This window comes from Borreliella japonica, from assembly GCF_030438115.2.
GTDB lineage: Bacteria > Spirochaetota > Spirochaetia > Borreliales > Borreliaceae > Borreliella > Borreliella japonica.
In genome coordinates, this window is record NZ_CP124062.1 from 865996 (window position 1) to 879410 (window position 13415).

Here is a 13415-nt window from a genome sequence, read left to right on the forward strand (position 1 = left end):
ATAATTATTTCTTGCTTTTGGATAAGTATATTTTTTTAGAAATTCTTGCTAACGATAATGGTAAGCGATTAGATTCAATTTTAATTAAAATTTTGAATTTGCCTAAATTCAGGATAATAAAACATATTAGAAAGGGTGATATTAGGCTTAATGGTCTAAAACCACATTTTTCATGTAGAGTTTGTAAAGGTGATAAAATTTATTTGTATAAATCTTTAGCTCAAAGTTTGAACTTAACTATGGATGAATTTTATAAAAGCAATATTGATTTTCAGTGTATTCAAAAAAGAATAATTTATGAGGACGATGATTTACTTGTTGTGGATAAGCAAAGAGGTATTTTGGTTCATGGAGGCAGAAACTCTCTTGATTTTTTAGTGAATGCTTATCTTTTAAGGGAAAATTTAAGATCTCTAAGCTTCAAGCCTTCAGCAGTTCACAGGCTTGACAGAAATACCTCTGGTATTATTATTTTTGCGAAAAATATAAATACTGCAAGAAAGCTAAGTGCAGCATTTAGCAGTGGTTCTATAACTAAAAAATATTTTGCAATACTTATGGGCGAAGTTAAGTCAACTGTTGTTTATAAAAATCATTTATTTAGAAATAAAAGACTGAGAAAAACTTTTGTTTTAGAAGATAAAGAGTATATTAATGCAATTACAAAGGTTAATCCAATATTGTCTTGCAAGAAAGCTACTCTTGCTGAAGTTATTATTGAAACAGGTTTTACTCACCAAATAAGGTCTCAATGTTCGTTTAACAATCATCCTTTAATTAATGACAAAAAATATCATGATAAATTCAAGAAAAGTGATTACTTTTTACACTCTTTTTTGGTAAAATTTAATGAAACATTCTTTAAAAAGAATGAATTTTATGCTAAGCCTAGTTTAGAATTTTTAAAGCAAGTAAAAGATATTTTTGATGTTTATGAATTTTCAGAATTTTTCAAGTAATTTTTTTTTAAAAAAAATGTTAAGCAAGGTTAGGAACTTTGCAACTAGTATTAAGCATAAATTTGTTAGAGTTAAAGTGTATGCATTGGTAGGATCTGCTGGAACTGGTAAAAGCTTTAGATCGCATTTGGTAGCAGATAAATATTCAATACCGTTAATAATTGATGATGGTGTGTTGATCAAAAGCATGAAAATTATTGCTGGAAGTTCTGCTAAGTTTGAAGATAATGTTTTTAGAGCAGTAAAGCGATCTGTATTTGAAGATGATGCTCATTGCACTGAAATGCTTGAAGTTCTCGGAAGAGAAGAATTTAATAAAATATTAATATTAGGAACAAGCCTTAAAATGATAGATAAAATAATTTCAAGGCTTTTGTTGCCGAATGTTTTTAAGGTTATTTACATAACAGATGTTTCAACTAGGCAAGAGATAGAAAAAGCAAAGATTTCAAGGCAAATGGGGGAGCATGTTGTACCAGCAGCTGCTTTTGAAATAACGTCTGTTAGACCTAATTTGCTATTAAACCCAATTAAAGTTTTTTTTAAAAGTGGATGGTTTTTTACTAAGAAGAAAAATTATATTAGATCTGTTGTAAGGCCCCATTTTTATGAAGAAGGGGTTTTATCTATTTCTAAGAGAGCCGTAAGGCAAATTATTGAACATTGTGTTTCTGAGTATGATAGAAGTTATATTGTTTGTGATCTTAAAATAAAAAAAGATGGAACTAATTACCTTTTTAAGCTTTTTTTAAATATCCCTCTTGGAAATAACCTGCTTAATAATACAGAAATGCTTAGAACTTATATTATTACGAACGTACTTAAGTATACAATAATTAATATATTATCTATTGACATAGTTATACATAAATTTTATGACAAAAAAGATTATTTAGAAGAGAGCTATGAAAGTTGATTTTGACAGTTTGAATAATATTTTTTTTGTAGGAATAAAGGGAAGTGGAGTTTGTTCTCTGGCTTGTTTTTTAAATTTAAAAGGGTATTATGTAGAAGGGGTAGATGTTCCTGATAAATTTCATACTGACGAGGTTTTAAGTCGTAATAAAATATCTTATTACGAAAATATTTATGAGTTTTCATTAAAAGAGCTTAATAGGTCTTTTGATTTAATAGTATATTCTTCAGCTTATGATAAGAATAATTTACAAATTTTGCTTGAAGCAAAAGAATTAAATATACCTATTTTATCTTATCCTGAGGTTCTTGGCGAGCTTTCTAAAAAGTACTATAGCATTGGAATTGCAGGTTCTCACGGTAAAACCACCACTACCGCGTTTTTAGGTATTCTTTTTAATAAATTAGGATTAAATCCCAATGTTATTGTGGGGTCAAGTGTTAAAGATTTTGGAGATAATTCTTCAATATCTGGTATTAGCAACATTTTTATTGTTGAGACTTGTGAGTATAAAAAACATTTTTTGCATTTTAGTCCTAATATGCTCATTTTAACCAATGTTGAGTATGAGCATGTTGATTTTTTTAAAAATTATGAGGTTCTTGAAGATGCTTTTTTACAATATATCAATAATTTGAAGGAAAATGGAATATTGATAATCAATTCTGATGATAATAATTTGCTTAAAATTAAAAGGAAAATCAACAGAAAAGATATAAATATTTTTAGTTTTGGATCTAGAGATTTATCAGATTCAGATTTTCAAATAAGTAATATTGTAGTTAAGAATGAATATTTTTGTTTTTCTTTTTTAGGCTTGTACAATATTGAACTTAAGACCGTTTTATTTCATAATGTATTAAATTTTTCGGCATCGCTTTTAGCTTTAAATCTTTTTTTAGAAAGTAATGGAAAATCAATTTTTGATTTTGAAGAAGCAGTAAAGAGAGTTGCAAAAAATTATAGTGGTATAAAAAGAAGAGCTGAAGTTATTAAAGAAGAAAATGGGGTGATTTACATGGACGATTATGCTCACCATCCCAGGGAAATTAGAGATACGCTTTTTGGCATTAAAAATTTTTATAAAAACAAGCGTATAATTTTGAATTTTATGCCCCATACTTTCACGAGAACAAAAGAATTTTTTGATGATTTTGTTGAAGTTCTGAGTGTTGCTGATGTACTAATTTTGCACAATATATATCTTTCTAATAGGGAGAATTTTAATTCAGATGAACTTTCTGTTAAATTGTTTTTAGATATTAAAAAAATAAATAGAAACACTTATTTTTTTAAAAATATCAAAGATTCTGTTGAATTTATAAAAAATTTATTAATATCAGGAGATTTGTTTATTACAATGGGCGCTGGGAATAATTTTATTTTACACGATTTTCTGTAAGGGTATCATAGTGAAAAGTATGACGGGATTTTTTTATTTGGAAAAGATAATTGGTAACTATATGTTTAGTGTTAATTTGAAATCTTATAATGGAAAATTTTTAGAATTTAAACTTAGGTTACCAGAAATTTTTTCTGGTTATGATCTTGATATAAGAAATTTGATTTCAAAATATATTAGCAGAGGTAATGTTTTTTTAAATGTAGGATATAAAGAATTGGTTCCCCGTATGAATTTTTCAGTTAATCCTAATTATATTGAGGCTATTTCTAAGCTTAGAGATTCTTTGTCACATACTGATCTTAATATTAAGAACGAACTAAGTTTAGGCGATTTTTTATCATTAAAAGGAGCTTTGATAATAGATGAGGATAGTGAGCATCAAGAAGAGATTTATGGGTTGTTTAAGGGTGTTTTAGAGGAAACTTTATTTCATTACAATAATGGGAGAAGTTTTGAAGGAGAAAATACTAAATCGGACATAGTATCAACCCTTTTGCTAATAGAGCAAGATCTTAAAATCGTTAAGGAGGCTTGTAATGATATAAATGCCAGATTATTTGCAAGCATTAAAGAAAATATCTCTAAATTAATGGATGAGTTTAGAGATATAAGTATTGCAGAAGAGGCGGCTAAAATGGCAATTCGTCTAGACATTAATGAAGAGATCATACGTTTAGATTCTCATATAGAAACTTTTTATAAAAATCTTGAATATGAGATATGTGGCAAAGTTCTTGAATTTATTTCTCAAGAAATGCATAGAGAGATAACAACTATGAGTAATAAGGCTGTTGATCTTGATATTAAAAATTTGATTTTGAATATGAAGTTAAATTTAGAAAAAATAAAAGAGCAAATAAGGAATGTTGAATGAAAATAGCACTTTCTGGTAAGAGTGGTTGTGGCAATACTACTGTAAGTAGTATGATTGCAAAACATTACGGTCTTGAGTTTATTAATTACACTTTTCATGATATTGCAAGGGAGCATAATATTCCTTTTTCGGAGTTTTATGAGAAAGAGGTAATAGGAAGAGATGATTATTATTGGGATAGGTATCTTGATAAGAGATTGACCGTACTTTCTGAAAAAAATAATACAGTGCTTGCTTCTCGTCTTGCTATTTGGATTTCTAAGAGTGCTGATTTAAAAATATATCTTTATGCTAAAATGGAAGTTAGGGCCGAGAGAATAATGACTAGAGAAGGGGGCATGTATTCTGATGTTTTGAATAGTACTTTCAATAGAGATGAAAATGATAAAAAAAGATATTTAGATATTTACAATATAGATATTGATGATTATTCTTCGGAAACCGATTTAGTGATTGATGTTACAAATATTAATTCAAATGAAGTTTTTAAATTAATTAGAGATGAAATTGATAAGAGAAACTTAAAAAATTAGCTAAACCGATTTCATATTTTAATATGTTTAGTTTGTAAGGAGATTAAATGACTAAAGTGCCTTTAAAAAAAATACAAGACTTTGATGGAAATTTTTATGAACTTGTTGCTGCTACTATAATTCGCACAGAGCAAATCATAGACAATATTTCTTTAGCAGAGCATGCTATGTTTGATGATAAAATATTAGGACAAGCTTTTAATGACGTTTTGAGTGGTAAATTTAGCTATTCAATTGAAGGAAGATAGGATAGTTTTTATTTTTGGCCCTACCGCTGTAGGCAAAAGCAATATTTTGTTTCATTTTCCAAGAAATAAAGCAGAAATTATTAATGTTGACTCTATTCAAGTATACAAAGAGTTCAATGTAGCTTCCTCAAAGCCAAGTAAAAATTTGATGAAACATATAAAGCATCATTTAGTAGATTTTTTAGATCCAGAGGAAGAATACAATCTTGGAATTTTTTACGAGCAAGCTTTGAGAATAGTAAAAGAAATAAGACAGAAAAAAAAAATTCCTATATTTGTAGGAGGTACTGCTTTTTATTTTAAGCATTTAAAGGATGGATTTCCTTTAACACCCATGGTTACTTCTAAAATAAGAATTTATGTGAACAATCTTTTAGACCTTAAAGGCAAATCCTATCTTTTGAAAGAATTGAAAAACGTAGATCCTATCAGATTTAATATGTTAAATAAGAATGATATTTATCGTATTAAAAGGTCCCTTGAGGTTTACTATCAAACAGGAATTCCTATTAGTCAATTTCAAAAAAAACAAAATAAGGAATTTAAAAATATTATGATTATAGGTCTTAAAAGATCTTTTGAAGATTTGAAAACTAGAATATCAATAAGAATTAATGAAATGCTCAATAGTGGATTACTTTCTGAGATTAAAGGTTTGTTTAGTAAGGGTTACAATGAAAATACTCCAGCTTTTAAAGGGATAGGCTATAATGAGTTTTTATTATGGAAAAGTAGACCTTGTTATGGTTTAAATGATATAATAAATTTGATAAACAAAAATTCGGTTTTGTATGCAAAAAGACAAATGACTTTTTTTGCTAAGATTTCTGATGTTTTATGGCTTCATCCAGAGGATGATTTAAATGACATTTTGAATTTAATTTTTAAAGTTGATAAGGAGATTTAAGGAGTGCCTTGCGGAAGAAAAAGAAAATTAAAAAAAATTTCTACTCATAAAAGGAAGAAAAAAAGAAGGAAAAATAGACATAAGAAAAAAAATAAGTAATTTGTTGCATTGATCGGACTTTTTTCCGGTTGTGTAGCAAGGTTATTTAGAATGTTCAATTATTAGATTGTTAACTATGTTTATGTCTTTGCTAAAGATGTAGCTTTTAGTTCCCTTGTAATTGACTAGGATCCAATTTCCTTCAATTCCATAGCGTTCTGTTTTTTCTAGTATTTTTTCAATTTTTACAACTTCATCTTTTCTAAGTAGAATTGCGTAATCATAATCTAATTCGTTATTTTTCTTAGTGCTTTTGGTAAGAAAAGCATAGTCTTTTATTATTATACCTACTTTATTGCTAAACCCAAGAATGCTGCTTTTGGGCAAGTTCAATTTTTGAATGAGAGGAGTTTTATTATTTTTATTGCAAGTTAAAAGAATTAAGGATAATAAATATAATATTTTTGTATTCATAATTTCCTTGATTTTTTATATACTACTTTAGTATGTTACTATAATAATATAGTATTTTTTAGAATTTTTAAGGATTGTCAATGAAGAAATATCTTTTTTTTATTTTATTTCTCATCTCTTCTAATAATTTAATTGTTTCTTATCCACTTTCTTTTGGCGGAGGTTTTTCTTATCAATTTACCAATTATACTGATAAAACAAGTTCCACTAAATTTGCTCCAAATTTTACTAGGTCAGATCATGGAATTAATTTTAATTTATTTTTTGATGCAAATTATGTACTTTTTGAAATGTCTTACAAAGAGGCTTTTGTTACTACTAATAATGGAAGATATTTCTCTTTTGGACTTTATGGAACATATCCAATGATTTTTAAAGAACAGATTAGAATGCTTTTTCCATTGATTGGGTTTAAATATGCCGTTGATTTAAATTCTAACAACCACAATCTCTTTTTTTTAAGCATGGGGCTTGCTGCTGATTTTTTTATTCCGGATTTTAAGGGTTTATACATTAGGCCTTTGTTTATGCTTTCTATCTCTCCATTTTCTGATTATAAAAATTTTTCTGGGTTAACAACTGAGATTATGCTTGGATTTAATATTGGTTGGAAGTTTTTTAATTAGGAAGTTTGATTCCTAAATGAAATGGTACAGATCTTTCCTTTCCAAAAATGTTTGCAGTAAAGTTTAATTTGTGAGGAGCTTTATTTGATTTTACAACAAGAGTGCTTGAGCCCCCCCCATCTAGATTAATGGCGTTAGTCATGCCATAACTTAATGCAAAATCAATAGTTTCATTAAGAGAAGCCCCTTTGCTATTATTTACCCCTCTTCCTTCTATTGTAGCAAGAAATAAATACTTGTTATTTTTATCAGTTCCTATTATTGTTCTTGGGTGTTTTGTTTCTTTGAAGTTTTTTTTATAATTTCCGTTTTTGATTAAAACAAAAAATCCGCTAAATCCATAATCAGAGGTTTTTATTTCGTCTTCTACGGGATTTAATACAATTTTATTTTGTTTTATTGTAATCTCCCCATAGTTGGGTATTTGTTTTGAAATCATTTTTTTATTATATATGTATAGTCCTTTTGGAAAAAACATGTTTTGTTTAACTTCGTATGGACTTGTGTTGATCGCAATGTCAACATTGTTAGAAATTAAGAAATGGCTTGTTGTTTGTCCTTTAAAATAATAATTATTTAGCTTTTTGTCGTAAATAGGCTCTGATATGGTGAACTTTAGATCTTTATTTTCAATTTTCACTAGAACATAATTGCTATTTACAAAATAACCTCTAATGATTTTGTATTTGGCTTTTTTAGTGATTGATTTGGATAACATTAGTCCTGATGATGAAATACTTAAAATAAATATTAGCAGTGTTAATATTTTCTTATTCATTTCATTCATTTCTTTTTATTTTATAAGAATAAATGCTTTTGGGATAGTTTGTTAATATGATATTTTTAATTTGTGTTGCTAATTTTTTATTTTTAAATTTTATAAGATTAAATATTTGATAAATTATTTTGACATCTATATTTTTTTCATTATTTAAAATTTTTTTAATTTCTTCTTCATTAATATGATCTTCATTTATTCTTAATTTTAGCGAAATGATTTCGGTTTTTATTTTTTGATTTTTAATCTTTTTTTTATTTATTTTTTTAAAAAAATTATCAGCTTCTTTATATTTTTTGATTTTTAGATAATATTTTGTAATTAGTAGGTAATATTGTTCTAAGTTGAAATTTTTAATTTTATTTATTATTTCTAATTCTTTTGGCAAGTTATTAGTTAAATCATAAAGCATATACAGCTTTATTAAATTTTCTGTATTTTCCTTATTATTGCTTTGCGATTTGGGAGGAGTGATTGCTAAAAATAATAAAACATGGAAAAAGGATAACCAGTTCATAATTTATTATAAACCTTGTTTTTATTATAATGAAAATAATTTAATATTATTGTTTTTATTCTAATAAGACTTTCAAGTTTCAGTTTCTACAAAGAAGTAATTTAATTTTTTGTAAACTTTATTTATTAATTTCTTTATAAAATGTAGCTTTTTTATGTATTCTTCGTTTTCTATAAGGCTTTTTATGCTTTCCATAGATTCTTCTATTGCCATTATGAAATTTTGTTTGGGTTTTAGTCGAAAATTTCCAAGTCGATCGGTTTCCAATGATAGGAAAAGAGCATTTTTTTTGGAGGGTGAACTTATAAATTGCATTGTACACTCTAAGAGATCTTTCATTTTTTCAGGTTCATCAATGTTTACGTTGTTTGTTTCATATTTTTTTATACACTGCCAATTTTTTCCCATGCCTTTGACTATTTCTATAGTTTCTAAAAATTTTTTGTTGTTAAAAACTGTTACATTTTTATGTATCAAGTTTATTTTAATTTTTTTCAAATCTTCATTATTTAGATTGTTTAATTCGTTTTTTGAAATCATCTCTTTTAATGCTTCTAGGCTAATTTTTATTACACAGGTGTTATTTTTGTGCTTCGCTTTGAAAATTTTTTTTCCTATTTTGATTTCATTGATAATTTTTGTCTGTTTGGGGTTTGTTATCCGTTTCTCTTTATCAGGTATGTTTTTATGTTCAAACTCTTCATTAAGACTGATAGCGTCAATCCATTCTTTTTTCAGGACACCAATGGACCTTGCGTACATTTTTGTAGTTTCTATAATTTCTCCTGCAACAAAATATTTCACGGAATCGGTACTAATAAGTGATCCGGGATGAATTATTACGTTTTGAGCTTTAATGGTTTTATATTTCTTTTTTGAAGTTTTAAAACAAATATAATCTCTCATTCCTCGCATTATTGATTTTAAATATCCTTCGTTGTCAAAAACACCTTTTTGTATTATTGGTATATTTAATTTGCTAACAATGTTTTCAAGCTGCATTTGAACATTTGCTATCTCTTCTAGTCCTTGTAGATCTAAATAATTTTCCTTTGTGAAAGTTTCTTTATTTGCAGCTTTTTTAAAATCTTCAAAGATATTAATAAACCCAATTAGATCCCCCATTGGATTTTTATATTTTAAGTGAGCTTGTCGAGCTTCTGTTTCTTCATTTTGGGGTATTAGAAAAATTCCACTTGTGGATAAAAATGATAGACCTATTGTAGTTTGATAGATAGCTTGTGGGTAATTTATCATTGCTTCAACCAATGCTCTTGAATGTGCTGGCACCAATGGAAATAGTATCATATATTTTCCAATTTCTGTAAGTTCGTTTTTATTATTTATAGCATCCAGAGATTTTAATATTTTGCTTGCAGTTTGAATCGAATGCGTTGATGGTTTTGAGATAAAATCAAAATGGGTAAAATCTCTGATGCCAATATCTGCCATTCTTAGTATTACCTCAGATAGATCTGTTCTATATATTTCTTCTTTCTGATAATCTTCTCTTAGTTGATAATCTTCTCTTTTATAAAGTCTGTAGCAAGTTCCTTTTGAAAGTCTTCCTGCTCGACCAGCTCTTTGAGTTGCTGATGATTTTGAAATTGGAACTTCTTGGAGTGAATAGGTATGAGTTTTTGTTTGGAATTTGTTTGTTTTAACTTTTCCACTATCGATTACTATTTTAATATTTTCAATTGTGATTGAAGTTTCTGCGATGTTTGTTGACACTATTATTTTTCTTTTATTTTTAGGAGTAGTTACAAATATTTGTTCTTGAGCTTCTTTAGGCATTCGACCGTATAAAGGAAATACTATTAAATTTTTTTTTGAGTTTAATTCTTGTAATTCTTTTATAGTTTCTTTTATTTCTTTTTCTCCAGATAAAAATATAAGTATATCTCCTGCTTTTTTTTCTTTTATTACGTTCAAGACAATTTCTTTTATTTTTGATATCATTCCTTTTGGTGTGTTTAAAATAGGAGGATTGTATATTATTTGTACTGGGTATGTAATAGTTTCAATGCTAACAACCGGTGCGTTGTTGAAATATTTTGAAAATACTTTTGTGTTTATTGTAGCAGATGAAATTACGATTTTAAAATCATTCCTTTTTCTTGCAATGTCTTTAATAAGGCCTAATATAAAATCGATGTTTAAACTTCTTTCGTGTGCTTCGTCTATTATGATTACATCATATTCATAAAGTAATGTGTCTTTTTTTAGCTCTTGTAGAAGCACTCCATCGGTCATTAACTTGATCTTGGTTTTTGAACTTGTAATTTCTTCAAATCTTATTTTGTAACCAACTTCTTCTCCAACATTTACACCAATATGCTTAGCAATATATTCGGCTATTGATATTGTAGCTATTCTTCTTGGTTGAGTTACTCCAATTTTTCCTAATTTTGCAAAACCCGCTTCATATATTATTCTTGGCAGTTGAGTGGTTTTTCCGCTGCCTGTTGGACTTTCAACAATTAAAACATTATTTGTTTTTAATACTTTAATTAATTCATCTTTGTATTTATAAATTGGTAGTTTGAAATCATTCATATTTACAACAAACTGAATACATATTTCTCATTTATTTCGTCAAGACTAATGTTATCAGGTAAATCAACCTTCTTTCTTTTAATTTTAGCATAAAATTTGTCGTTTTTTTTGTAAATATATATTTTGTTGCCGATTTTGTTTTTAGAAAATGTGATCATTTTAACGATTATGCCTACTTTATTAACTCTTTCGTTGAGCAGACTGACAGCCTCGTCTAGTGTTATATTATATGCTTTTATATCTTTTTTTAGCGAGCAAGCAATACTTCCGCTCTCAGTTTTAATATAATCTCCAAAAACACCAGTTGCAGCAATGATTTGTTCATTGGTTTGAGGATATTTACCGATCGTTTTTGGTAGTGAGAGCAATTTTAAAGCAAGCTCTAATGTTATGTTTTCGGGGTCAATTTTTTTAGTTGATGCTTTTTTTGCTTTTATTATTTTTAATTTTTTAGGTTTTCCTTTTTTTGTGTATTCTTGAGGAGCATAAGTGTCTTCTCCGAGTTGTACTATGTTTCCATAAATTGTATTTTTGAAGATTACATTAAGCCCTGTTAAGGGATCAATACCAAGTATATTTGGTTTTAATTCTTTTTCATTTACTATTTTTTCTATTTCATCTTTTTTGTACAAATTTTCTAATGGAGTTGTTGTGTTTATTGAGTAATTATGCCCTTTGAATATTAAATAAGGCCCATATTTGCCAATGTTTATTGTATAATTAATGCTATTATCTTTATTTTTTATGTTTTGATTTTCAATAACAGTTCTAAATTCGGAGGAATTAATTTTAGGCTCTAGTTGCATTGTCGTATACTTTAGCCCGTTTTTGCCATTATAGAATTTGTTTAGATATTTTATTTTATCTAGCTTTCCTATTGCTATTTTATCTAATTTTTCTTCCATATTAGAGGTGAAATTTAGTTCAATTAGTACTGGAAAATATTTCTCAAGAAGATTTATTACAGCAGCCCCTTTTATAGTTGGTATTAATGTGTTGTTAAGTTTGAATGCATATTCTCTTTCTAGGAGTGTTGATATAATTGTAGAATAGGTTGAAGGACGACCTATTCCTTCTTTTTCCATTTTTTGCACAAGAGATGCTTCTGTATATCTAAATGGAGCTTTTGTTTCGTGTTCGCTTGTTTTCATTTTAACTATAGAAAATATATCTCCCTTTTTTATTAAGTCAAAGTTTATGTTAAGATATTCATCTTTTTCTTTAGTATGTTTAAGAAATCCATCAAAAATTATTTTTGTAAAGCTTGATTTGAAAATTAAGTTTTTATACTTAAAAGTCAGTTTTATATTTTCTTTTATTGCATCTTTCATTCCAGAAATAATAGTTCTATCCCATATTATTTTGTAAATTTCTTTAGCGGCTTTGCCTTCTATTTCTATGTTTTCGTTTGGAATAAACATTTCAGAAGGCCTTATTGCCTCATGTGCATTTTGAGTCATTTTTCCTTTTTCATAAATTCTTTCTTTTTTTTCTATATAATCTTTTCCGTATTTGGTTTTTATTATTTTTGTTATTTTATCTCTTGCAATTTTAGCAATATTATGAGAGTCTGTTCTCATATAGGTAATGTATCCGTGTTCGTAAAGTTTTTGAGCGTGTTGCATTATTTGCTTTGTTCCAATTTTAAGGCGCTTATTTATTTCTTGTTGAAGTGTTGATGTAGTAAATGGCTTTGGAGGAGGTATTTTTATTTTTTTAGTTTCTATTGAAATTAATTCAATTTTTTTTCCATTTTCTAATTCTTTTTCAAGTTTGATCATTAAATCTTGGTTTATTATTATTGTTTTGGTGCTATTTTTAAGTTTTCCGGTTTCATTTGCAAAGTCTTTACCCTCTGCTATATTCTTGTCGTCAATTTCTTCTAATTTTGTTTCAAGTAATAAATCTTTTTTATCATGTTTACATTGAAGTAAAATTGAATAATAATTGGCTTTTTTAAAATTTATTCTAGTTTTTTCTTTTTCTATTAATAGTTTTAATCCAACGGATTGCACTCGCCCAGCAGAAAGTCCATAAGCTATTTTTTTCCAAAGTAGTGGAGAAATTGTGTATCCGTATAGTCGGTCTAATATTCTTCGAGCTTCACCAGCATTAACAAGATTCATGTCTATATCTCTAGTATTTTTTAGTGATTCGGTTATTGCAGTTTCCGTGATTTCATGGAATATCATCCGTTTATAGTTTTTAATTTTTAATACTTCTTTTAAGTGAAATGCTATAGTTTCTCCTTCTCTATCTTGGTCGGTTGCAAGATATATCTCATTGATTGTTTTTACCAATTTTTTTAGTTTTAATACAACTGGTTTTTTATTGCTAGGAATAATGTAAATTGGGTTAAATCCATTGTTATAATCTATAGAAATATTTGCCCATTCGTATTTTTTATATTCTTTGGGAATTTCTTTTGCATTGTTTGGTAGATCTACTATATGTCCAATGCATGCTTCTACTAAGAATGAGTCGTCTAAAAATTTTTTTATTGTTTTAGCTTTTGTTGGCGATTCAACTATTATCAATTTTTTATTTTGCATAAATTCCTTATGTTTATATATTGTATTA

The 13415-nt window shown here is 27.3% G+C and carries 13 protein-coding genes; 8 read left to right on the forward strand and 5 right to left on the reverse strand.

What is annotated here, in order from left to right:
• Nucleotides 1-11: 11 nt before the first annotated feature.
• The 7 genes from QIA21_RS04730 to miaA are packed head-to-tail and all read left to right on the forward strand — an operon-like array spanning nt 12 to nt 5842.
• Nucleotides 12-959, forward strand: coding sequence for a pseudouridine synthase family protein (locus tag QIA21_RS04730; protein ID WP_301393319.1), 948 nt, complete (start codon nt 12-14; stop codon nt 957-959).
• A complete protein-coding gene (locus QIA21_RS04735; protein WP_091971519.1) occupies nt 928-1875 on the forward strand; it encodes a hypothetical protein in 948 nt (315 codons plus the stop codon). Before QIA21_RS04730 ends, QIA21_RS04735 begins: the two co-directional genes overlap by 32 nt.
• The gene (gene murC, locus QIA21_RS04740) at nt 1865-3277 is read left to right on the forward strand and encodes a UDP-N-acetylmuramate--L-alanine ligase (RefSeq protein WP_301393320.1); all 1413 of its coding nucleotides are present in this window, start codon (nt 1865-1867) and stop codon (nt 3275-3277) included. The genes QIA21_RS04735 and murC overlap by 11 nt, the downstream gene beginning before the upstream one ends.
• A gap of 10 nt (nt 3278-3287) precedes the next feature.
• On the forward strand, nt 3288-4154 hold the full coding sequence (locus QIA21_RS04745; protein ID WP_301393321.1) for a YicC/YloC family endoribonuclease: 867 nt from the start codon (nt 3288-3290) through the stop codon (nt 4152-4154).
• Nucleotides 4151-4687, forward strand: coding sequence for a (d)CMP kinase (cmk, locus tag QIA21_RS04750; RefSeq protein WP_091971510.1), 537 nt, complete (start codon nt 4151-4153; stop codon nt 4685-4687). Before QIA21_RS04745 ends, cmk begins: the two co-directional genes overlap by 4 nt.
• A 47-nt stretch (nt 4688-4734) precedes the next feature.
• A complete protein-coding gene (locus QIA21_RS04755) occupies nt 4735-4935 on the forward strand; it encodes a DNA-directed RNA polymerase subunit omega (protein WP_091971507.1) in 201 nt (66 codons plus the stop codon).
• Nucleotides 4922-5842 carry a tRNA (adenosine(37)-N6)-dimethylallyltransferase MiaA gene (gene miaA / locus QIA21_RS04760; protein ID WP_091972261.1) on the forward strand — a complete coding sequence of 307 codons (921 nt, stop codon included), beginning with the start codon at nt 4922-4924 and terminating at the stop codon, nt 5840-5842. The genes QIA21_RS04755 and miaA overlap by 14 nt, the downstream gene beginning before the upstream one ends.
• 141 nt (nt 5843-5983) lie before the next feature.
• Here the strand turns inward: miaA and QIA21_RS04765 are convergent, their stop codons facing one another.
• Entirely contained in the window at nt 5984-6355 is a 372-nt protein-coding gene (locus tag QIA21_RS04765; protein WP_301393324.1) for a hypothetical protein, read from the reverse strand.
• Between the two features lie 80 nt (nt 6356-6435).
• Here QIA21_RS04765 and QIA21_RS04770 point away from each other — a divergent pair, with 80 nt between their 5' ends.
• Nucleotides 6436-6981, forward strand: a complete 546-nt coding sequence (locus QIA21_RS04770; protein ID WP_301393325.1) for a hypothetical protein — start codon at nt 6436-6438, stop codon at nt 6979-6981.
• On the opposite strand, the gene QIA21_RS04775 is transcribed toward QIA21_RS04770, so the two are convergent.
• The 4 genes from QIA21_RS04775 to topA all read right to left on the reverse strand — a co-directional run bounded on the left by QIA21_RS04775 (nt 6974) and on the right by topA (nt 13387).
• A complete protein-coding gene (locus tag QIA21_RS04775; RefSeq protein ID WP_418905524.1) occupies nt 6974-7621 on the reverse strand; it encodes a phosphodiester glycosidase family protein in 648 nt (215 codons plus the stop codon). The two genes, QIA21_RS04770 and QIA21_RS04775, sit on opposite strands and share 8 nt — an antisense overlap.
• Before the next feature lie 139 nt (nt 7622-7760).
• The gene (locus tag QIA21_RS04780) at nt 7761-8276 is read right to left on the reverse strand and encodes a hypothetical protein (protein ID WP_301393328.1); all 516 of its coding nucleotides are present in this window, start codon (nt 8274-8276) and stop codon (nt 7761-7763) included.
• A 72-nt stretch (nt 8277-8348) separates the two neighbouring features.
• Nucleotides 8349-10835, reverse strand: coding sequence for an ATP-dependent RNA helicase (locus QIA21_RS04785; protein WP_301393329.1), 2487 nt, complete (start codon nt 10833-10835; stop codon nt 8349-8351).
• A gap of 2 nt (nt 10836-10837) precedes the next feature.
• Nucleotides 10838-13387 (reverse strand): type I DNA topoisomerase, encoded by a 2550-nt coding sequence (gene topA, locus QIA21_RS04790; RefSeq protein ID WP_301393330.1) that lies wholly within the window; start codon nt 13385-13387, stop codon nt 10838-10840.
• Nucleotides 13388-13415: the final 28 nt, after the last annotated feature.